This window comes from Crossiella sp. CA198 (assembly GCF_052078295.1).
GTDB lineage: Bacteria > Actinomycetota > Actinomycetes > Mycobacteriales > Pseudonocardiaceae > Crossiella.
This window is the reverse complement of sequence record NZ_JBQJIM010000013.1, coordinates 30,045-49,921: the sequence shown is the minus strand read 5'-3', so window position 1 is coordinate 49,921 and position 19,877 is coordinate 30,045. Positions and strand designations below refer to the sequence as shown.

The 19,877-nt window shown below is 70.0% G+C and carries 23 protein-coding genes and 1 pseudogene; 11 read left to right on the top strand and 13 right to left on the bottom strand.

Annotated elements, in window-relative coordinates:
- Window positions 1-39 precede the first annotated feature (39 nt).
- A complete protein-coding gene (locus ACTOWY_RS22160; protein WP_441311568.1) occupies window positions 40-1,890 on the top strand; it encodes an NlpC/P60 family protein in 1,851 nt (616 codons plus the stop codon).
- Window positions 1,891-1,945: 55 nt separating this feature from the next.
- On the opposite strand, the gene ACTOWY_RS22155 is transcribed toward ACTOWY_RS22160, so the two are convergent.
- Complete coding sequence (locus ACTOWY_RS22155) at window positions 1,946-2,284, bottom strand: hypothetical protein (protein ID WP_441311768.1); 339 nt, start codon at window positions 2,282-2,284, stop codon at window positions 1,946-1,948.
- Between the two features lie 262 nt (window positions 2,285-2,546).
- Between ACTOWY_RS22155 and ACTOWY_RS22150 the strand changes: the two are divergent.
- Together ACTOWY_RS22150 and ACTOWY_RS22145 are read left to right on the top strand one after the other, a co-directional pair.
- Window positions 2,547-2,678 (top strand): annotated as a pseudogene (locus ACTOWY_RS22150) (NlpC/P60 family protein); the annotation flags it as partial.
- Between the two features lie 13 nt (window positions 2,679-2,691).
- Window positions 2,692-3,156, top strand: a complete 465-nt coding sequence (locus ACTOWY_RS22145) for a hypothetical protein (protein WP_441311567.1) — start codon at window positions 2,692-2,694, stop codon at window positions 3,154-3,156.
- 51 nt (window positions 3,157-3,207) lie between these two features.
- Here ACTOWY_RS22145 and ACTOWY_RS22140 read toward each other — a convergent pair whose 3' ends face one another.
- Window positions 3,208-3,708 (bottom strand): tyrosine-type recombinase/integrase, encoded by a 501-nt coding sequence (locus ACTOWY_RS22140; protein ID WP_441311761.1) that lies wholly within the window; start codon window positions 3,706-3,708, stop codon window positions 3,208-3,210.
- Between ACTOWY_RS22140 and ACTOWY_RS22135 the strand changes: the two genes are divergently transcribed.
- Entirely contained in the window at window positions 3,628-3,882 is a 255-nt protein-coding gene (locus ACTOWY_RS22135) for a hypothetical protein (RefSeq protein ID WP_441311767.1), read from the top strand. The genes ACTOWY_RS22140 and ACTOWY_RS22135 overlap by 81 nt on opposite strands.
- Window positions 3,883-4,238: 356 nt before the next feature.
- Here the strand turns inward: ACTOWY_RS22135 and ACTOWY_RS22130 are convergent, their stop codons facing one another.
- Window positions 4,239-4,712 (bottom strand): AbrB/MazE/SpoVT family DNA-binding domain-containing protein, encoded by a 474-nt coding sequence (locus ACTOWY_RS22130; protein ID WP_441311566.1) that lies wholly within the window; start codon window positions 4,710-4,712, stop codon window positions 4,239-4,241.
- 264 nt (window positions 4,713-4,976) lie between these two features.
- On the opposite strand from ACTOWY_RS22130, the gene recA reads away from it, so the two are divergent.
- The 4 genes from recA (at window position 4,977) to ACTOWY_RS22110 (ending at window position 7,792) form a co-directional block, all read left to right on the top strand.
- A complete protein-coding gene (gene recA / locus ACTOWY_RS22125) occupies window positions 4,977-6,026 on the top strand; it encodes a recombinase RecA (protein ID WP_185002529.1) in 1,050 nt (349 codons plus the stop codon).
- 2 nt (window positions 6,027-6,028) lie between these two features.
- Window positions 6,029-6,574, top strand: coding sequence for a recombination regulator RecX (gene recX, locus ACTOWY_RS22120; RefSeq protein WP_441311565.1), 546 nt, complete (start codon window positions 6,029-6,031; stop codon window positions 6,572-6,574).
- A gap of 171 nt (window positions 6,575-6,745) precedes the next feature.
- Window positions 6,746-7,126 carry an MmcQ/YjbR family DNA-binding protein gene (locus ACTOWY_RS22115; RefSeq protein WP_441311564.1) on the top strand — a complete coding sequence of 127 codons (381 nt, stop codon included), beginning with the start codon at window positions 6,746-6,748 and terminating at the stop codon, window positions 7,124-7,126.
- Between the two features lie 90 nt (window positions 7,127-7,216).
- The gene (locus ACTOWY_RS22110; protein ID WP_441311563.1) at window positions 7,217-7,792 is read left to right on the top strand and encodes a TetR/AcrR family transcriptional regulator; all 576 of its coding nucleotides are present in this window, start codon (window positions 7,217-7,219) and stop codon (window positions 7,790-7,792) included.
- A gap of 4 nt (window positions 7,793-7,796) precedes the next feature.
- Here ACTOWY_RS22110 and ACTOWY_RS22105 read toward each other — a convergent pair whose 3' ends face one another.
- Both ACTOWY_RS22105 and ACTOWY_RS22100 read right to left on the bottom strand, forming a co-directional pair.
- The gene (locus ACTOWY_RS22105; RefSeq protein ID WP_441311562.1) at window positions 7,797-8,570 is read right to left on the bottom strand and encodes an APH(3') family aminoglycoside O-phosphotransferase; all 774 of its coding nucleotides are present in this window, start codon (window positions 8,568-8,570) and stop codon (window positions 7,797-7,799) included.
- Window positions 8,563-8,973: a PPOX class F420-dependent oxidoreductase gene (locus tag ACTOWY_RS22100; RefSeq protein ID WP_441311561.1), complete on the bottom strand. Its 411-nt coding sequence runs from the start codon at window positions 8,971-8,973 to the stop codon at window positions 8,563-8,565. Before ACTOWY_RS22100 ends, ACTOWY_RS22105 begins: the two co-directional genes overlap by 8 nt.
- Before the next feature lie 38 nt (window positions 8,974-9,011).
- Here ACTOWY_RS22100 and ACTOWY_RS22095 point away from each other — a divergent pair, with 38 nt between their 5' ends.
- Together ACTOWY_RS22095 and ACTOWY_RS22090 are read left to right on the top strand one after the other, a co-directional pair.
- On the top strand, window positions 9,012-9,827 hold the full coding sequence (locus tag ACTOWY_RS22095) for an amidohydrolase family protein (protein WP_441311560.1): 816 nt from the start codon (window positions 9,012-9,014) through the stop codon (window positions 9,825-9,827).
- A 150-nt stretch (window positions 9,828-9,977) separates the two neighbouring features.
- The gene (locus ACTOWY_RS22090) at window positions 9,978-10,649 is read left to right on the top strand and encodes an HAD family hydrolase (protein ID WP_441311559.1); all 672 of its coding nucleotides are present in this window, start codon (window positions 9,978-9,980) and stop codon (window positions 10,647-10,649) included.
- A gap of 19 nt (window positions 10,650-10,668) precedes the next feature.
- Here the strand turns inward: ACTOWY_RS22090 and ACTOWY_RS22085 are convergent, their stop codons facing one another.
- The 4 genes from ACTOWY_RS22085 to ACTOWY_RS22070 form a co-directional block, all read right to left on the bottom strand.
- Window positions 10,669-10,950, bottom strand: a complete 282-nt coding sequence (locus ACTOWY_RS22085; RefSeq protein ID WP_441311558.1) for a hypothetical protein — start codon at window positions 10,948-10,950, stop codon at window positions 10,669-10,671.
- 52 nt (window positions 10,951-11,002) lie between these two features.
- A complete protein-coding gene (locus ACTOWY_RS22080) occupies window positions 11,003-11,527 on the bottom strand; it encodes a hypothetical protein (protein WP_441311557.1) in 525 nt (174 codons plus the stop codon).
- A 121-nt stretch (window positions 11,528-11,648) separates the two neighbouring features.
- Window positions 11,649-12,101, bottom strand: coding sequence for a hypothetical protein (locus ACTOWY_RS22075; RefSeq protein WP_441311556.1), 453 nt, complete (start codon window positions 12,099-12,101; stop codon window positions 11,649-11,651).
- Window positions 12,102-12,214: 113 nt separating this feature from the next.
- On the bottom strand, window positions 12,215-12,805 hold the full coding sequence (locus tag ACTOWY_RS22070; RefSeq protein WP_247758776.1) for a TetR/AcrR family transcriptional regulator: 591 nt from the start codon (window positions 12,803-12,805) through the stop codon (window positions 12,215-12,217).
- Between the two features lie 144 nt (window positions 12,806-12,949).
- Between ACTOWY_RS22070 and ACTOWY_RS22065 the strand changes: the two genes are divergently transcribed.
- Window positions 12,950-14,479: a flavin-containing monooxygenase gene (locus tag ACTOWY_RS22065; RefSeq protein ID WP_441311555.1), complete on the top strand. Its 1,530-nt coding sequence runs from the start codon at window positions 12,950-12,952 to the stop codon at window positions 14,477-14,479.
- On the opposite strand, the gene ACTOWY_RS22060 is transcribed toward ACTOWY_RS22065, so the two are convergent.
- The 4 genes from ACTOWY_RS22060 to edd all read right to left on the bottom strand — a co-directional run bounded on the left by ACTOWY_RS22060 (window position 14,448) and on the right by edd (window position 19,683).
- Complete coding sequence (locus ACTOWY_RS22060) at window positions 14,448-15,218, bottom strand: helix-turn-helix domain-containing protein (RefSeq protein ID WP_441311554.1); 771 nt, start codon at window positions 15,216-15,218, stop codon at window positions 14,448-14,450. The genes ACTOWY_RS22065 and ACTOWY_RS22060 overlap by 32 nt on opposite strands.
- A 351-nt stretch (window positions 15,219-15,569) precedes the next feature.
- Entirely contained in the window at window positions 15,570-17,078 is a 1,509-nt protein-coding gene (locus ACTOWY_RS22055; RefSeq protein ID WP_441311553.1) for an AbfB domain-containing protein, read from the bottom strand.
- Window positions 17,079-17,203: 125 nt separating this feature from the next.
- Window positions 17,204-17,827 (bottom strand): bifunctional 4-hydroxy-2-oxoglutarate aldolase/2-dehydro-3-deoxy-phosphogluconate aldolase, encoded by a 624-nt coding sequence (gene eda / locus ACTOWY_RS22050; RefSeq protein WP_247758772.1) that lies wholly within the window; start codon window positions 17,825-17,827, stop codon window positions 17,204-17,206.
- Window positions 17,824-19,683: a phosphogluconate dehydratase gene (edd, locus tag ACTOWY_RS22045; RefSeq protein WP_441311552.1), complete on the bottom strand. Its 1,860-nt coding sequence runs from the start codon at window positions 19,681-19,683 to the stop codon at window positions 17,824-17,826. The genes eda and edd overlap by 4 nt, the downstream gene beginning before the upstream one ends.
- Between the last annotated feature and the right edge of the window lie 194 nt (window positions 19,684-19,877).

Here is a 19,877-nt window from a genome sequence, read left to right as displayed (position 1 = left end):
ACCTGGCCAAGCCGAAGGCCAGAACAGGAGGAGTGCGCCGTGCGACGCGACTTCTACACACCGTCCACACAGGACAACGACCCGGACGGCACCCCGATCGACGAAGACCTGCAGCGCGGGCAACAAGCCGTTGCGCATGCACGCCAGTTGCTGCGCGGAGACACCGACGCTGGCCGCCGGACCCGGGTGGGCCTGGCAGTGCTCGGCGGTATTGGCGCCTTGGCCGCTGCCGCCCCGATGGTCGCGGCCATCCAGGAACAGCCTCAAGCCCCTGCCCCGGACGCACCTGTGGCTCAATCACCAGAACGCGGCGGTGCGGCGGAGCAGTCACCGGCCGCGCCCAGCCCCCTGATCGCCCAGCTTGACCGCGGCGAGGCGCTGCTGCGAACCGTGGCGGGCTCGGTCGAAACGGCCGAGAAGGCCCTGAACTCAACCAACCGCAACACCACCACGTCGCCCGGCAAGGCCCTGCCCGCGGTCACCGAAGCCAAGGACAAGACAGCAGCGGCAGCGGCTCTGGTGGCCGAGCTGGTCCCGGCAATTGAACAGCTCGGCGACAGCGCCCTTACTCAGCGGGCCATCGGAGCCAGGGACGCCGCCGCGTCATTGGTCCAACGCGCGAACACCGCCTGGGAACAGCACCAGAAGGCGGTCGAGACCGCCAAGAAGACCAAGCTCGTCACTGATGCTCGTACCGCGTCGGCGACCGCCACCGGCACACTCGACACCGCCGCTGACGGGGTCCACGGCGCGCGGTCGGCGGTTGCCGCGGTGGTGGCCGCCGTGCGAGAGCGCAAGCCCGCCCTGCACGTGGAGAAGCTGCTTGACCAAGCCCGCACCACGCTGGAGGAGGCCGCGGCCAATCTCGCCACGGCTGGAGCCTCCGCACGCAAGGCCGTCGACACCGCGGAATCCGCAGGCGTTGCACAGCCGCGCCACGCGGCCAAGACCCTGCTCGACCGGGTGCGGCGCCTGGAGGACACCCTGGCCGCGGCGCGCGGTGAACTGCCCAAGCTGCTCGACAAGGTCGCCGACCTCCGCCGAGCGGAAGCGCTGGAGCTGGCGACCGCTACCGCCCGAGTCGCCGCCGACGCGGTTACCGCGACCAGCCACGGCCTGGACGCCGCAGCCGGCCCCCTCGCCGAGGCCGAAGCACAACGCAGCGCCCAGCAGTCCGCGGCGGAGGTGCGGGACTTCGCCACCACGACAGCCCGGCTCAGCCAAGCACGCCAACTCCACACCACCGCCGACCGCGCGCTGCGCACCGCGACGGAAGCACTGCCAGCCGACTCATCCGACCCCAGCGCACCGGCGACCCTGCTCAGGTCCGCGATCACCACGAACACGGCCAACAACGACCGGCTGGCCAACCTCGAACACCGCATCCAGACACTGGCCGCGCACCTGGCTCAACAGCCACCGCCGGCACCAACACCAGAGCCGCCGTCGCTCTCCCCGGCACCGGCCGCGCAAGCCCCGGCACGCCAAGTGGCAGGAGTCAGCGTGCAACTGCCCGGCGGACGCGGAACCGTTCAGGCCCCCAACGCCAAGGCCGCCAACGCGATCCGCGCGGCCCTGAGCCAGCTCGGCACCCCCTACGTCTGGGGCGGACAGCAGCCCGGCCGCGGCTTCGACTGCTCCGGCCTGACCAGCTGGGCCTACCGGCAAGCAGGCGTGCACCTGCCCAGGGTCTCCGCCGCCCAAACCGTCGGACCCCGCATCCAGGCAGGCCAGCTCCAACCCGGCGATCTGGTGGTGTGGGCCGGACACGTCGCGATGTACGTCGGCAACGGGTACATGGTCGAGGCGGGCAGCCCCGTGCAGGTCAGCCGCCTGCGTACGACGAACCTGAAGATGCGGTTCCTGGGCTTCCACCGACCGACCGGCTGAGCAACACGGGAGGGAGGCGCCCCGATTGGACGCCTCCCTCCCGAACAGCGCGCCGCTACAACGGCAGGCATTTCCTGCCGGTGCGGACCAGGTGCTTGGCCCACACCCAGCCGCCGCCCGAGCCGGTCAACTCGCGGACCATGTCGCCGGAGGCGCGGTGGGGGAAGGCGTGCTGGTCGGCCCACACGATGGTGCCGCTGTAGAAGTAGCCGATCCTGCTGGCCACGTCAGGGACGAACTGCTGGTTGGCGTACTTGTGCGTACCGCCACGCCAGACCGCGAACTCGCAGACGATGACCTGGTTGGTTGTCATCGGCGCGGCCGCCGCGGTCCCGGTCAACCCAGCGACCATGGCCAGCGTGCTGACCAGAAACAAGATCGCGATGTGCTTCATCAAGAGACGTTCCTTTCGAACAGACAACGGGAACGCCCTTCCAGGTAACGCGGCCGAGGCCGCCCCTGCGTTACCTGCTCCAGCACACAGAAACATCGGGAGGAGGCCGCGATGCGACGCGACTTCTACGCACCGTCCACATCGGACGAAGAACAGACCGAACCGCCAACCGCGTCGGCGCCACCTGCACCCGCCGCTGCTCCCGTCCGAGAGGCCGCCGGAGTCACGGTGCAACTCCCCGGCGGTCGCGGGACAGTGCAGGCCCAGAACGTCAAGGCCGCGGCCCGGCGACCTGGTCGTGTGGGCCGGACACGTGGCCATGTACATCGGGAACGGCTTGATGGTCGAGGCCGGCAGTCCCGTCCAGGTCAGCAGGCTCCGGACTACGAACTGATCAGGTAGGCAGCGTGGGCACTTTGTGGAATGTCCCCGGTGAGGTGACATCGGTTGCTGACCGGATCGTCGCTTCGTTGGTGCCTCGGGTGCCAGAACTCCAATCGGTGTCGACTATCCCGTTGCCTGAGCTGTCCGCCCTGCCCGGAGACACCTCGATGCTTTACGGAATGGGCACGGTGGACGCATCAGGCCGGGTGGCCGAGCGAGCTGTCGTCCAGTCGTTGTCCTGGAAGCAGGGAGATAGGCTACAACTGCACGTCGTCGAGAACATCGTGGTCCTGCGCGCCGCGCCACTGGGACAGACCGCGATAGTCTCCGGCCCTTACGTGGCTATTCCGGCAGCCGTACGAGTTCGACTCGGAATTCGAGCAGGTGATCGTGTGCTGCTTGCAGCAGCGCCTTCCTATCAGGTGTTGCTGGTCCTGACCAGTGCGGTACTCGACGTAGTGTTGGTGTCGTTCTGGCAACGTCAATAATGAAGGTCGGTGGCCGAACAAGCGGATGCGCGGCCACCGACCTCTCAGTAATCAGTTTTTGGCGAGTGGATGTGGCTCACCCGTCAAAGCCGCCAGAGCGGCGGCGACCTCATGGATGGATGCGCGAACGTATGTGTTCGTCGCCCCTGTGTCAGTTTTCTCTGCGTGTCCCGCGAAGGCACGAGCCACAGCGTAGCCAAAATTTCTCTCTACCCAGGTCAGAGTCGTGTGCCGGAGCCAGTGGGCAGTAATCATCTGTGTGTGCACCCATGGGAGGGTCATGCCGATTCGTTCCCATAGTCGGTCATATCGGTTGTATCCCATTGGGCGTCCGTTTCGGTATCGCAGTAGCTGCTCGGAAGGGTCGCCGCCGCATCGTTGACTGAAATGGGCTTGGAGATGTCTCATCAGGGTCGGTGAGACTGGCTGCCATCTATCTTTCTCCCCCTTTTCGTGCAGTAGGATAAGACATTGTTCAGGATCCAGGTCGCACGCTCTCAGTGCAACGGCTCCACCGCGGCGGCAGGCGGTTTCGATATGCAGCCGGAGCAAAATTCCGTCCAAGACCGGGTCATTTCCGGTTGTGGTCGCAACGGTGTTGATCTCAGCGAGGCGTGTGTCTTGCAGGCCGTGTCGCCTGCTTGGCTGCTGGCTTGGTTTCTTGACCTTGAGCGCAGGATTATCGTCCCTGCTCATCAGTTTGTCGTCGACGAGATGTCGATATAGGCATCGCAAGGCGGAGATGAAGTGTGCTGCCGCGCTGTGGCCTCCTCTGGCGCTGCGTCGGACGACGACTTTCGTGCGGACCTCCTCAACTTTGGTTCGAATTTCTGAGGGGGAGAGATCGTCCATCCTTCGGTCTCCCCAGAATTCTAGGATGCGATTCCAATACGGCTCGTACGTGTTTCGGGATCCCTTGGGAACTGCTGATGAGACGGCGGGGACGTACTCCTTGAATGTCGGAACGAGCGGCCGCGCCCGAGGTGTTTCCAGCAGATCCTCAGCGGTGAGTCCCATGCTGTGGAGCACCACTCTGGCCGCCTCGGTCTGGGTGGTTGCGGCCGGACTGTCGCGCTGGGTCGTCACTGGGCATCACCAGGCAAAAGAGAAGCGTGGTGATCGTGCAGCAGCTGGTCGAGGACCGGAGTGGTGTAGACGATGAGGTTCTGATGGGCTGGATGAGCCACCACGAACACCCGGTCACCACTGCGTAGTCCGCAGAGATGTCGGATCGGCGCCGGGATCGCGACGTAAGGGGCGTGCCACATCGTGGCCAGACCATGGGGGACTGGTCTGGCCACGATCACGCCGCCTGCGACCTGGAACTCCAGTCGATCGCCCGTTCGCCAGCCGAGTGCCTTCACCACCGTCCGGTTGGCGATCCTGCCGGACGCGTCGATGCTTCCCATGCCGTAGTACGTCGCGGGATTGGGGAGCAGCGAGGCCAGTTCGGCCAGGGGAGGGCGCCCGAGGTTCGGCCTTGACGTGGACGGGAGCCTGTCCGGCGAGTGTGCGTCGGTTGGTGGCAGCAGCGCCGAGATGATGGCTTCAGTCATGGTGACCGGCTGACTGGCCCGTCGGCGCCATGCTGTGAGCAAGCGGTTGCTGCCCGTGAGGATTTGTGGTAGCGGCGCTGGTCACGCCTGTTACATGGGGAGATCTCACCAGCCTGAGCGTCCGAACACCTGTTCGGTTACCCTGTTGTCCACATCGGGCCGGTTATCCACAGACGGCAAGTGCCTCCCGGCGGATTGTCGGTCCTGCCCGCTAGCGTGAGCGCGACCCCAGAGACCAGCCCGGAACAGAAGGCGGACAACGCGATGCCACCCGCAGCACCCGACAGAGACAAGGCCCTCGAACTGGCGCTGGCCCAGATCGACAAGCAGTTCGGCAAGGGCTCGGTGATGCGCCTCGGCGAGGAGGGGCGTCCGCCGATCGAGGTCATCCCGACCGGATCCATCGCGCTGGACGTGGCCCTGGGCATCGGCGGCCTGCCGCGCGGCCGGGTCGTGGAGATCTACGGTCCGGAGTCCTCCGGTAAGACCACGGTCGCCCTGCACGCGGTGGCCAACGCGCAGAAGAACGGCGGCATCGCCGCCTTCATCGACGCCGAGCACGCGCTCGACCCCGACTACGCCAAGGCGCTCGGGGTGGACACCGACGCGCTGCTGGTCTCCCAGCCGGACACCGGTGAGCAGGCCCTGGAGATCGCGGACATGCTGATCCGCTCCGGTGCGCTGGACGTGCTGGTGATCGACTCGGTGGCCGCGCTGGTGCCCCGTGCCGAGATCGAGGGCGAGATGGGCGACAGCCACGTCGGTCTGCAGGCCCGGCTGATGAGCCAGGCGCTGCGGAAGATCACCGGCGCGCTGCACAACTCCGGCACCACCGCGATCTTCATCAACCAGCTCCGGGAGAAGGTCGGCGTCATGTTCGGCAGCCCGGAGACCACCACCGGTGGCAAGGCGCTGAAGTTCTACGCCTCGGTGCGCCTGGACGTGCGCCGGATCGAGACCCTCAAGGACAGCGGTGACGCGGTCGGCAACCGGACCAGGGTCAAGGTGGTCAAGAACAAGGTCGCGCCGCCGTTCAAGCAGGCCGAGTTCGACATCATCTACGGCACCGGCATCAGCCGTGAGGGATCGCTGATCGACGTGGGTGTGGAGCAGGGCATCGTGCGCAAGTCCGGTGCTTGGTACACCTACGAGGGCGACCAGCTGGGCCAGGGCAAGGAGAACGCCCGCAAGTTCATGCGGGAGAACCCGGACGTGGCCAACGAGATCGAGAAGCGGATCAAGGAGAAGATGGGCATCGGCGCCAAGCTGGACGCCGACGACAGCGCGCCCGCCCCGGCCCCCGTCGACTTCTGATCGTGGGCTTCGGAACGCGCAAGCCGGAGCAGCCGCAGCCGCAGGATCCTGTGGCGCACGCCAGGGACATCTGCCTGCGGCTGCTCACCGCCCGCCCCCGCACCAAGTCGGAACTGGCGCAGAGCCTGACCCGCAAGGGAGTGGACCCGGAGGTCGCCGAGGGCGTGCTGGCCCGCCTGGACGAGGTGGGCCTGATCGACGACGCCGCCTTCGCCGAGGTCTGGGTCCGGTCCCGGCACGCCTACCAGGGCATGGCCAAGCGCGCGCTGAGCGTCGAGCTGCGCCGCAAGGGCGTGGCCGACGAGGTGGCGGCCGAAGCGGTGGCCGCCGTGGATCCCGCCGCCGAGGAGGAACGCGCCAGGGAACTGGTGCGCAAACGCCTCCGCGGCGGCAGCCTCCAGTCCGCCGACGAGCAAACCCGCATCCGCCGCCTGGTCGGCATGCTGGCCCGCAAGGGCTACTCCGAGGGCCTGGCCTTCCGCGTGGTCCGCGAAGAACTCCGCGAAGCCAACCTGGACGCCGACCTCCTGGACAACCCTCCGGACTGACCCCGGGCGCCGCCGGCGGCGCCGGTCCCATCGAACTCGCCCGGCTCGGCGGTGCTCCGCCGGGGCCGCGCGGCCCGCTGGCGTCGCCAGTTTTGCCAGAGCTGTCTGGCCGACCGGCGGCACTGGCCCCACCGGAACCGCCCGCCCCACTCGCGCCACCGGAGTCGCCCCGTGCCGCCGCCGCAAGACCCGCCGGACCCGCTCTCCGCCCTCCGAGCCCTCTGCCTCGCCCTGCCCGACACCACCGAACGCCTCAGCCACGGCGAGCCCGCCTGGTTCATCCGCGGCAAGAAAACCTTCGTCACCTACGCCAACCACCACCACGACACCCGCCTCGCCTTCTGGTGCGCGGCCCCGCCCGGTGCCCAGGAAGCCCTCATCGCCGAGGCTCCGGAGCGCTATTTCCGGCCGCCCTACGTCGGGCACCGGGGCTGGCTTGGCGTCTACCTGGATGTTCCCGGCCTCGACTGGGCCGAGATCGCCGAACTCGTCGAGGACGCCTTCCGCGCCGTGGCTCCCAAGACCCTGCTCGCCCGCCTGGACGCTTCCTGAGCACACCGGGTCACCGCCCGGCCACCGCTTGTCGCGTCGCCTTGCCCACCTGAGTACTATGCTTGTAGTGGTTGACGGGGGAGGTGGCTGGTGGTTCAGAACCTGGCTCGGCGGGCGGCACTGGTGGATGCGGCGATCGAGGTGCTGGCCCGGGAGGGGGCCCGGGGGCTGACGTTCCGGGCGGTGGATGCGGCGGCGGGGGTGCCCAAGGGGACCGCGTCGAACTACTTCGCCAATCGGGATGATCTGCTGCACCAGGTGGGCGGGCAGGTGCATCTGCGGTTGGGGCCGGATCCGGCGACGCTGGTGGACACCATGCGGGCGCCGCGGTCGCGGGAGCTGGTCGACACGCTGATGCACCAGTTGCTGGACCGGATGAACCGGGATCCGGCCGGGTACCTGGCACTGCAGGAACTGCGGTTGGAGGCGACCCGGCGGCCGGAGTTGCGGGCGGCGATGACCGAGACGATGCAGGCCAACTTCGACTCCTACGTGCAGTTCCATGTGGACAGCGGGCTGCCGGGTGGGGCGGAGACCGTGGCGTTGCTGTACCTGGCGATGACCGGGCTGGTGGTCGAGCACCTGACCCTGCCCGAGGCGATGCGGCCGTTCGCGGCCGCCGAACTGGTCTCGGCGCTGGTGGCGCGGATCGTGCCGGTGGAGTGACGGGTCAGAAGAACTCGTCCAGCAGGCGGTGGAAGCGGATCCGGGCGGGATCCGGTTCGGCGCGGCCGTAGCGGGAGAGGAAGCGGGCCGGGTCCAGGTTCGCGCGGGCCAGGCTCCTGGTGGCCAGGGCCAGATCCAGGTGCCGGTCGGCGCGGCCGAGGTGGCCCAGGTCCAGCACGCCGGTGACGGCCAGGGAGTCAGGGTCCAGCAGGACGTTCGGGGTGCACAGGTCGCCGTGGCACACCACGGGGTCCTCGGTGTCCGGGCGGGTGCGGTCGAGTTCGGCGACCAGGTCCGCGGTGGACCAGCCCGCGTACTCGGCGGCCAGGTGGGTCAGGTCGATCAGGCCGGCCGCGGCGGCGGCCTTGGCCAGCGGGACGGTGACGGCCAGGCCGCGGTCGAACGGGCAGTCGGCCACCGGCAGGGCGTGCAGGTCGCGGGCCAGTCCGGCCAGGGCGTCGACCACGCCCGCCGCCTGGCGGGCAGGCCAGGGATCGCTGATCGGGCGGCCGGGCAGGGCGGTGGTGACCAGCCAGGAGAAGCCGTCGCGGTCGCCGTGCTCGACCACCTCCGGGGCGGGGAAACCCTGGGCGGCCAGCCAGCTGCAGCGGGCGGCCTCGGCGGCGGGGGCGGCGGCCGGGTCGGGATGCGGCGAGGTGAGGGCGATCTTGAGGTAGTGCTTCGCCGTGCGCCAGACCCGCGCGCCGGACTCGCCCACGGTGACCGGAATCCAGTCCTGGCCGTAGCGGGCGCCGAGTTCGGTGATCAGGTCAGCCACTGCGGTCCGGGCCTGCCCTGGTCAGCTCGACGCGGATCAGCACCCGCCGCTCGGACTCCATCGCGGCCCGGTACTCGGCCCAGTCCTGATGCTCGCCGGTGACCCGGCGGTAGTAGTCCTCCAGGCCGGGCATGGCCTCGGGCAGGTCGACGACGGTGGCCGTGCCCTCGACCTGGATCCACCGGCCGAAGAAGGCATCCGGCAGCACGCACAGCCAGATCCGCGGATCGCGGCGCAGGTTCTTCACCTTGAACGCGGTGGTCCGGCTGCTGATCAGGATCGTGCCGTCCTCGGCCACTCCGGCCAGCACCGGCGACATCTGCGGGCTGCCGTCGGCGCGGGTGGTGGCCAGCACCGCGCGCGGCTGTTCCCGGACGATCCGGCGTGCCTCGCTGAGATCCATGACCCCATCATGCCCAGTGCCGCCCTATCGTGCCCGGCATGGACATCGTCGACGTCTGGGCCCAGCAACCCACCGACCGCTTCATGGCCGCGCCCTGGCTGGACACCCTGTTGCGCTGGACCGGCATCTCCCGGGAGACACCCACCGTGGCGCAGAACCTGGCCGCCATGGACGAGGCCGGGGTGTCCCTCGCCCTGCTCGCGGGCTGGCACGGGCCCACCGGCTCGCTGATCTCCAACGACGAGGTGGCCGCGGTGGTCGCCGCGCACCCGGACCGCTTCCGCGGTGTGGCCACGGTGGATCTGGGTGATCCGATGGGCGCGGTGCGCGAGATTCGCCGCTGTGTCACCGAATTGGGCTTCGTCGGGGTGCGGGTGGTGCCGTGGTTGTGGAACCTGCCGCCGAACGACCGGCGCTACTACCCGGTCTACGTGGCCTGCGTGGAGCTGGGCGTGCCGTTCTGCACCCAGATCGGGCACACCGGGCCGCTGTGCCCGTCCGAACCGGGCAGGCCGATCCCGTACCTGGACGAGGTGCTGCTCGACTTCCCCGAGCTAACCGTGATCGGCGGGCATGTCGGCTATCCGTGGATCCACGAGGTGCTCTCGCTGGCCACCAAGTACCCCAACTTCTACGTGGACACCTCGGCCTACGTGCTGCACCGGCTGCCCGCCGAGCTGGTGGACTTCCTGCGCGGGCGGGGCCGCGACCGGGTGATGTTCGGCACGAACTGGCCGATGCTCAGCGCGAGCAGGGCACTGGCCCGGATCGACGAGCTGGGGCTGGACGAGCAGGCGCGGCAACTGTTCCTGGGCGGCAACGCGCGCCGGGTGTTCCGGCTGGCGGCCGACTGAGCAGGTCGGCGGTCGACCGGGCAGGCCGGACCGGCGGGGCGGGCCGGACCGGCGGGGCTGGCGGGGCCGCGCCTGGCCGGGCGGCGCTGGTCAGCGGTGTGGCCGGATAATCGGGCGGGGGTTGTCGGTGCGGCGGCTTAGTATCCGGCCGTGACGACACGGGACCGCACACTCCGCGCCACACACGTTGTCTGGGACTGGAACGGCACCCTGCTGGATGACAACCAGGCGGTGCTCGACTCGGTGAACCAGGTCTGCGCCGGTTTCGGCAGGCCCTCGATCACCATGGACGCGTGGCGGGACACCTTCTCCCGGCCGCTGGTCGACTGCTACTCGCGGTTGCTGGACCGGGAGCTGACCGCCGAGGACTGGATCCGGCTGGACAAGACCTACCACGAGGCCTATCGGTCGGTGCTGGACACCTGCGCGCTGGCCGCCGGGGTGCCGGTGGCGCTGCACGACTGGGCCGCGACCGGCGGCACCCAGTCGCTGCTGTCCATGTGGTTCCACCACGAACTCGTCCCGCTGGTCACCGAGTTCGGGCTGCTGGACCTGTTCGCCAGGGTGGACGGGCTGCGGGTGGACACCGGGGGCGGCTCCAAGTCCGGGCACCTGGTGGCGCACCTGGCGGCGCAGGAACTCGATCCGGCCGAGGTGGTGCTGATCGGTGACGTGGTCGACGACTCCGATGCCGCCGAAGCGGCCGGCGCCTCCTGCGTGCTGGTCACCACGGGTGTGATGAACCGGCGCAAGCTGGAGGTCACCGGCCGCCCGGTGGTCGACTCGATCCCGGAGGCGCTGGCCCTGCTCCGGCGCCCCTAGACCGAGCCGCGGTTCTCGCTCAGGCTCCGCAGGCGGCGTCGCGGGTGCTGGTGAGCGAGAAGGTGTACGCGAGGTCGTGCTCATTCAGCACGAAGTGGTACTTCGCGTTGTCGTTGCCCGGGACCGGGGTCTTGTGCAGGTAGGGCTGGTCCGGGTCCTGGGCGAGCTTCGGGTAGATCACCTTGACGTCGCTGATGCGCATGTTCGGCCAGGCTCCCTCGCGGGTGAGCATCCGTGAGGTCGCGCCGATCGAGTTCAGCTTGCGGTGCTCGTCGAAAAGCACGCCGCTGTAGGCGGGCATGGTCCCCTCAGTGGTGACGAACCGGTAGCTGACGTAGTTCCCCAGTACCCGGTCAGGCTCCGCAGCCGGGGTCCTCGGTGAGCTGCATCGAGATATCGGTCGCGATGTTCTGGTTGTTGTTGACCAGGAAGACATACCTCGCGCGGCTGTTGCCGGGCACCGGGGTCTTGTACAGGTAGGGCTCCTGCGGGTCCTGGGTGAGCTGCGGGTAGATCGCCTTGACGTCGTCCAGGCGCATGTTTTCCCAGGCTCCCTCGCGGGTAAGCATCCGCGAGGTCGCGTCGATGGAGTGCACCTTGCCGTTCAGGCCGATGGTCACGTCGCCGTACTCGGATCCGGTGCCCTCGCTGGGCCGGAACCGGTAGGTGAAGCAGCTGCCCATCCCCTGCTTGTCGGTGAGCAGGCCGGTGGCCACCGCCTGCGCCTCGGTCATGTCCAGCTTCAGGGTCTTGTAGCCGGTCGGGCCGAGGTAGGGCAGTGCGGCCGGGGCGGCGGCCGCGGCGGTGGCGCCGCCCAGCAGCAGGACCGCCGCGGCGGCCGCGACAACCGGGACGTGCTTGTTCGCCAGAGCACTCATGTTGTTTTCCCCCAACGGGTTTGATGGCGACTCCAGCGCTCTCCCGCGCTGGATCCACCCTCAAGACGTCCCGCCCTGCCCGCGGGTTGCGTCCGGTCAGGGACGTTTCTTTCCCAGACCGCTACAGCTCGCTGGCCTGGAGCCCGAAGTCGGTGACCCGGCCGCCGTCCACGGTGAACCAGTAGTGCGCGCGCGGGTTGCCGGGGGCGGCGGCGCGGTAGATCCAGTCGCACAGCCGGTCGCGGCGCAGCACCGGGTAGGCATCGCGCAGGTCGGCGAGTTCGCTGCCGCGCCAGATGCCTTGCGGGGTCAGCATCTTCGAGGTGCCGCCGATCATGACCACGCCGTTGGTCGGTGAGATGAACACGCCGCTGGTCTTGGGCTGGCTGCCCTCGGCGGCGGCGAAGCGGTAGAAGCGGCACACCCCGCTGGTGTCGTCGGTGCTGAGCAGTCCGGTGTCGAGCGCGTCCGCCTCGCTCATGCCGAGCCGCAACGCGCGATAGCCGTGCGCGTGCAGAAGTCGCAACTGAGCGAGGTCCGTGTGTGTTGTGACGGACTCCGCGAGATTGGTCATGGTCCACCCCCGGGGCAGGAAAACGCAGCGCTGACACTTGTGACACGCATGGGCCGCGCGGGTGGTTGCCGATCTTCCGGACTTTTTTCCGGCTTCCCTCGAACGGGTGGTGCTCAGTCGCGCTGGAGCAGGGCGCGGATGGTGTCGGTGAGCACCGAGGCGGGCAGCGTGGGATCCAGCGCGCGCTGCATGCCCAGGCCGATGCCCAGGCTGAGCAGGGCGGGCGCGAGCACCTCCGCGGACAGTGCGGGCCGCAGGCCGAGTTCCGCGCTCTGCTGCTCGATCAGCGCGGCGATGGCCCGGTGCAGACCGCGGGCCCGCCGGGCCAGCTGCCCGCCCAGCTCCGGATCACGCCGGGCCTGCACCGCGAACTCCACCTCCAGCAGCGTCCAGCCGGTGTCGCCGAGCATGCGCTGGGCCCAGGCGTCGAAGGCGGCCAGCCGCTGCTCGCTGTCCGCGCTGGACTGGAAGGCGGCCACGATCTGCGCCGCCTCGGCCACGTGCAGCGCGTCCAGCACGGCCAGGCACAGCTCGTCCTTGTTGCGGAAGTTCGAGTACACCGCGCCCTTGGAGAACCCGGCCGCCTCGGCGACCTTCTCCAGCGAGGTGGCGTGGTAGCCGTCGCGCAGGAACAGCTCCCGCGCGGTGTCGACCAGCAGCTCCCGGGTGCGGGCCTGGCTTTCGGCGCGGCTCAATCGGGGCACCCGGACAGCCTAGGGCGCTGGCTCTCCGCCAGGAGGCCCCGGCCATCGCCGGGCGGCGCACACCCAGCGTGCCGGCACCCGCCAACGCGGCATAAATACTGCTAGTCTCCGGAAACCGTCGGTATCCGGAACGGGGTGTCGCTGATGACGAACCGGCTGACCAGGGATTTCCCGGTGCTCGTGGTGGGCGCCGGGGCGTCGGGAATCGGTGCGGCGGTCAAGCTGCGCGGAATGGGTCTCACCGACTTCGTGGTGCTGGAGAAGGCCGCGGAGCTGGGCGGCACCTGGCGGGACAACACCTACCCTGGCTGCGCCTGCGATGTGCCCTCGGCGCTGTACTCCTACTCCTTCGCGCCCAACCCGGAGTGGACCCGCGCCTTCGCCACCCAGCCGGAGATCAGGGACTACCTGGAGCACATCGCGCACCGCTACCGGGTGACCGGGCACCTGCGGTTCGGGGTGGAGGTGCTGGCCGCGCGCTGGGACGGCGAGCAGTGGGTGCTGGAGACCACCGACGGGCGCTACACCGCGCGGGTGCTCATCGCCGGGGCCGGGCCGTGGCATGAGCCCAAGGTGCCGGACATCCCTGGCCTGGCCGACTTCCCGGGCGAGAGCTTCCACTCGGCGCGCTGGAACCACGACTACGACCTGCGCGGCAAACGGGTCGCGGTGGTGGGCAGCGGGGCCTCGGCGGTGCAGTTCGTGCCCAGGATCGCGCCGGAGGTGGCCGAGCTGCACCTGTTCCAGCGGACCGCGCAGTGGGTGCTGCCCAAACCGGACCACTACGTGCCGCGGCTGGAACGCTGGCTGCTGCGGAACTTCCCGCGTGCCCAGCGGGCGCTGCGGGCGGCCGAGTACGCCGGACTGGAGGCGCTGGGCGTGGGCTTCCGGCATCCCTGGGTGCTGCGGCTGGTGCAGCAGGCCGGGCGGTTGCACCTGCGTGCCACGGTGCCGGAGCCGCGGTTGCGGGCCGCGCTGACCCCGGACTACACCTTGGGCTGCAAGCGATTGCTGCTGTCCAACAGCTACTACCAGGCGCTCACCCGGCCCAACGTGCGGGTGCGGCCGACCGAGCTGAGCCGGATCGAGGGCAGCGTGGTCGTTGGTGCGGACGGCGGGCGCACCGAGGTGGACGCGATCATCTTCGGCACCGGCTTCCACATCACCGACATGCCGGTGGCCGACCGGGTCTTCGACGGGCAGGGTCGCAGCCTGGCCCAGGTCTGGCGGGGCAGTCCGCAGGCGTACCTGGGCACCTCGGTGGCCGGGTTCCCGAACCTGTTCCTGTTGCTGGGCCCCAATCTGGGCACCGGGCACTCCTCGGCGTTCGCGATCATCGAGGCCCAGCTGAGCCACGTGCTGGCCGCGGTGCGGTTGCTGGCCGAGCGGGACTGGCCCGCGCTGTCGGTGCGCCCGGAGGCGCAGCAGCGGTTCAACGTGGCCGCGCAGCGGGCCCTGGCACGCACGGTGTACAACGCGGGTGGCTGTGCCAGTTACTACCTGGATGCCAACGGGCGCAACAGTTTCTCCTGGCCGTGGTCGACCGGCGAGCTGACTCGGCGGGTGGGCGCGTTCGACCCGGCGGACTATCTGCTGGTGGCGCGGACGGCCGCGGGCTCGGGGAAGGAGCCGGGCGGACCGGTCAGCTCAGGGCGTGCGCGAGATCGGCGATGAGTTCGCGGGACCTGGTGCGGGACAACGAGATCCCGTCCAGGTCGGTCAGGATTCGGCGGTAGGTGGCCAGGTCGGCGGGGGATTCCAGGTACAGGTCCTGGGTTTCCTGGGGCAGGTGCACGACCGGGCGGTCGTCGCCGTAGTGCAGCAGGGAGAAGGGGCCGCCCAGGCCGGGGCAGACGCCCGCGGACAGCGGCACCACCCGGATCTCCACGTGCTTCCAGTTGCTCAGGAAGACCAGGTGCAGCAGCTGCTCGGGCAGCACCGAGGGCGTGCCGACGGTGCGGCGCAGCGCGGATTCGTCCAGGTGGAACAGCGTGGTCGGCGGGTGGGCCCGGCGTAGCGGGGATGGTCGTTCCGGCGGGCGGCCCAGCGCCCTGGCGTAGTCGTCGGTGCGCAGCAGGGGCGGGATCAGCACCGGGGCGAAGGTCTGGATCGAGCTGGCCTGGTTCTCCTGCGAGGTGCGCGGGCGGGGGCAGGCCCAGACGCCGTCCGGGGCGTCGCGCAGCAGGTCGAGCAGGCGGGTGGTCTCGGTGTCGCTGGCGCCGTAGAAGCCGAGCACGTAGGCCACGTCGGCGACGGTGGTGCCGCGGTCGCCGGTTTCCAGGCGGGAGATCTTGCTGTGCGACCAGCCGGTGCGGCGGGCGAGGTCCATGCCGGTGTACCCGGCCTGTTCGCGCTTGCGGCGCAACTCGGCGCCGAGGGCGCGGGAGCGGATGGTGGGGGGTTGGGTGGGCATGGGGGTGAATCTATTGGGGGGTGGGGTGTGGGGGGTGGGGTGGAGCGGGGGAATCGCTGAAAGGTGTGGGGGTGTGCCGGGGTGGCACAGAGAGGGCGGTGCGGGCTGGTCACTGCGCGTGCCGGGGGCGGGCGGGGGTGTTGCCGGGTGGTGGGGATTGTGTTGCGGGGCAAGGGGATGGGGTGGCGGGGGTGCTGGGCGGGCGGACCCGGGTGGGTGAAGTGTGGCGTGGGGTGGGGCGGTGGGAACTTTCCTCTTGGGGTCTTGGGTGGGGTGGGAGTTGTTGTGGGGTAAGGGAATGGTGACCGGGGGCGCACCGGGGGAGTGGCCCCCGGTGCGCGCCGGTTCAGGTCAGCTCACCCACGGCAGGGTGACCTGCCAGGTGGCGTCCTCGGCGAAGAGGTGCGGGTTGTCGAAGGGGAAGCGGTTGCTGTTGTCGGCCAGGTAGATCCCGCCGTCGCTGTGCCGCAGGAAGCGGCCGGGCAGGTTGACCGACTCGAAGGAGACGTCCGCGCCGGTGCGGCCCTTGCGGGCGCAGAAGGTGGCGTCCTTGGCGAACAGCTCGGTGTTGTCGTTGCCAGCCAGGCTGATCCGGAAGTCGCGGTGCCGCAGGTAGCTGCCGCGGAAGTTCACCGACTCGATCGAGTAGCAGTCCGGGTCGGCCAGGCCGGGCACCACCATCCAGGTGGCGTCCAGCCGGTCCACCGGGCCGCTGATCGGGCTGATGACGGCGACACCGTTGGCGTGCCGCAGGTACGGCGAGCCGGACAGGCCCGGCGAGGTGGCGTGGAAGGACTGGCGCAGCAGCGGCGCGCGGTCCCTGGCGAGGAAGGCCGCCCGCTCAGCCGGACCAGCGGCCAGCGCTTCCTTGCCCGCCGTGACCAGCAGTGGGCTGACGCCGGTGTTCTCCGCGTGGGTGACCATTTCCAGGATCTTGCGCTGGTTGGCCTGGTCCTGCTTGACCGCGGCCTCGGCGAGGTCCTTGGCGTGCGCCTGGTGGATGCCGGTGAAGACGTAGTGCCGCAGCGCGCCGGGGTCCTCGCTGTTCAGCGCCTCGAGCGCCGCTTCGGCGACCCAGCTGAGCCGGGGCGCCGCCTGGTAGACCTCGAAGACGAAGCTGCGCTCCGGCATCCCCAGCAGCGCCTCGGTGACCGGCACGTTGATCACAGTCAGGGCCTTGGTCCTGGCCTCGATCACGCGCAGCCGCTCCTTCTCGGCCTCCTCCTTCTCCTTGGCCTCCTTGGCGATCCGCTCGTCGGCGGCCTGCTTGGCCGCGACGATGCCGGTGGTCAGGAATTCCTGCTCCTGCTCGGCGCTGCCCCGGTAGGCCACCAGCGCGGCGTCCCTGACCTCGGTGAATTCCTTCGGGCAGGCCTCCCAGAGGCGGAAGAGGAAGTTCTTGCGGTCCACCAGCAGCATGGACTCGGTGGGCGTCACGCCGATCACGGCCGCGGCCTTGATCCGCAGTGCCCGCTCGGCCTGCCGCGCGGCCTCGGCGGCCAGGTCCTGCTCGTGTGCCTGGTGGATGCCGGTGTTGACGAACTGAGCCAGCGCCTCGGGCGTGTTGGTCTGGTAGGCGAGCAGGGCCGCCTGCCGGACGTTGGCCGCCTTCTCGTTGTCCGCGGCGCGCCGCCACAGCTCGTAGACGAAGTTCCGGTCGGTGAAGACCAGCAGGCGGCTGAACTCGCTCTCCGCGAAGCCGACCAGTCTGGCGGCCTTGATCTTCGCCTCGTTGGTGATGACGTTCTGCTGTGCGGCGGGCACCGGCGGCGCCGCGGCCAGCGCGGTGCCGGAGGTGAGTGCCGCCAGTACGGTGGTCGCGGCGAACGCGCGCGCGACAAAGGACATGGGCTTAGCCATGCGATTACCCCCCAGGTGATCGATTCACTGGAAGCCTCGCAGGGCGGGCAGGACGGGTCAACCCGTTGTTTGGCAAGCGATCCGGTCCCGGCCCTGGCCTAGATCCAGGGCCGGGACGGGACGGGTCAGGCCAGTGCGGCGGCCTCGGCGGCGAGCTTCTCCACCACGGCCCAGTCCCCGGCGGCCAGCGCGGCCTTGGGGGTCAGCCAGGAGCCGCCGACGCAGGAGACGTTGGGCAGCGCCAGGTAGCCGCGGGCGCTGGTGACGGTGATGCCGCCGGTCGGGCAGAACCGCAGGTGCGGCAACGGTCCGGAGAGCGCCTTGAGGAAGGTGGTGCCGCCGGACTGCTCGGCGGGGAAGAACTTCAGCGTCTCGTGCCCGCGTTCGGCCAGCGCCAGCGCCTCGGAGATGGTGGCCGCGCCGGGCAGGAACGGCACCCCCGAGTCCTCCAGCGCGGAGAGCAGGCTGGGCGTGGTGCCAGGGGTGACCAGGAACCGGCTGCCCGCCTTGACCGAGGCGGTCGCCTGCTCGGCGGTGATCACGGTGCCGGCGCCGACCAGGATTTCCGGCACCTCGGCCGCGATCCGCTCGATCGCGGGCAGCCCGGCGGCGGTGCGCAGGGTCACCTCGATGACGCCGATCCCGCCCTTGGCCAGCGCCCGCGCCAGCGGCACGGCGTGCTCAACCTCGTCGATGACGACGACCGGGATGACGGGGGAGACGGCGAGAAGCTCCCGTGCGGTGGTCACTGAACTACCTCCATCGGCAGGCCCGGGGTCGCGGGCAGGGGGAAAACACTGGCGCCCTGGCTGGCCGGGCCGACCGCGGTGCGCAACGCGCCGAACAGCTCCCGGCCCACGCCGACCCACTCCTCGTCGGCGGGCGGGCCGTCCACGATCGCGCGGGCGGTCAGTTCGGCGTCGGGCACCAGCACCTCCAGGATGCCCGCCTCGGCGTCGAGGCGGATCATGTCGCCATCGCGGACCCTGGCCAGCATGCCGCCGACCGCGGCCTCCGGGGTGAGCTGGATGGCGGCTGGGATCTTGCCGGAGGCGCCGGACATCCGCCCGTCGGTGACCAGCGCGACCCGGTGCCCGCGATCCATCAGCACACCCAGCGCCGGGGTCAGCCCGTGCAGTTCGGGCATGCCGTTGGCGCGCGGGCCCTGGTTGCGGACCACCACCACGACATCGCCGTCCACCTCGCCAGCGGCGAAGGCGGCGCTGACCGCGTGCTGGTCGGTGAACACCCGCGCGGGCGCGTGCACCACCCGGTGTTCCGGGGCCACCGCGGACACCTTGATCACCGAGGTGCCCAGGTTGCCGTGCAGCACCCGCAGCCCGCCGTCATGGGCGAAGGGCTCGCGCACCGAGGTCAGCACCTCGGGGGCCTGGCTGCGCCGGGGCGCGTCCCGCCAGGTCAGCTCGCCGCCGGCCATGGTCGGCTCCTGCCGGTAGCGGTGCAGGCCGGGACCGGCCACGGTGCGCACGTCGGCGTGCAGCAGTCCGGCGTCCAGCAGTTCGCCGACCAGGTAGGGCACGCCACCGGCGGCGTGGAAGTGGTTGATGTCCGCGCTGCCGTTGGGGTAGATCCGGGCCAGCAGCGGCACCACCCTGGACAGGTCGCTGAAGTCGTCCCAGGTGAGCTGGATGCCCGCGGCCGCGGCGATGGCGGGCAGGTGCAGGGTGTGGTTGGTGGACCCGCCGGTGGCCAGCAGCGCGACCACGCCGTTGACCACGCTGCGCTCGTCCACCACCTCGCCGATCGGGGTGTACTCGCCGCGCCCGTGCGCCAGTTCCACCACCCGGCGGCTGGCGTGCTCGGTCAGCGCCTGGCGCAGGCCGGTGTCCGGCGGCACGAAGCTGGAGCCGGGCAGGTGCAGGCCCATCACCTCGACCACCAGCTGGTTGGAGTTGGCGGTGCCGTAGAAGGTGCAGGTCCCCGGCGAGTGGTAGGAGGCCTCCTCGGCTTCCAGGAGGTCCGCGCGGGTGGCCTTGCCCTCGGCGAAGAGCTGCCGGATCCTGGCCTTCTCCTTGTTGGGCAGGCCGGAGGCCATCGGACCGGCCGGGATCAGCAGGGTCGGCAGGTGCCCGAAGGCCAGCGCGCCGATCAGCAGACCGGGCACGATCTTGTCGCAGACGCCGAGCAGCAGCGCGCCGTCGAACATCTCGTGGGAGAGCGCGACACCGGTGGCCATCGCGATCACCTCCCGGCTGAACAGGGACAACTCCATGCCGCCGCGGCCCTGGGTGATGCCGTCGCACATGGCGGGCACGCCGCCGGCGAACTGGGCCACCCCGCCCGCGGTGCGCACCGCGGCCTTGATGATCTCCGGGTAGTCGGCGAAGGGCTTGTGCGCGGAGAGCATGTCGTTGTAGCTGGACACGATCGCGATGCCGGGCGCCCGGTTGGCGCGCAGCAGCGCCCGGTCCGGGCCCGTGATACCGGCGAATCCGTGCGCCAGGTTGCTGCACCCCAGGCCACCGCGGGCCGGTCCCTCACCTGCTGCGACGGCGAGTCGTCGCAGGTAGGCCGTTCGGGAGCGCTCGCTGCGGGCGGCTATCCGGTCGGTCACATCCGCGATGACGGAATGAAGCTGGCTCATGCCGGGGCTCCTCGTCGGTCCTTGGGCCACCTGGGTGACCCCGCGGAGACGACTTTGGCGCCGCGTAGCTGGCAGTCAGTACGTCTCACACGTTAGGCGTAACTCCCCGGTAACAGCAAAACCGATACAGAAGCGTGAAGCAGCCGAGTTTCGCCCGGATGAGACCACCGGATGAAACCTGGCGTGTGGGCCTT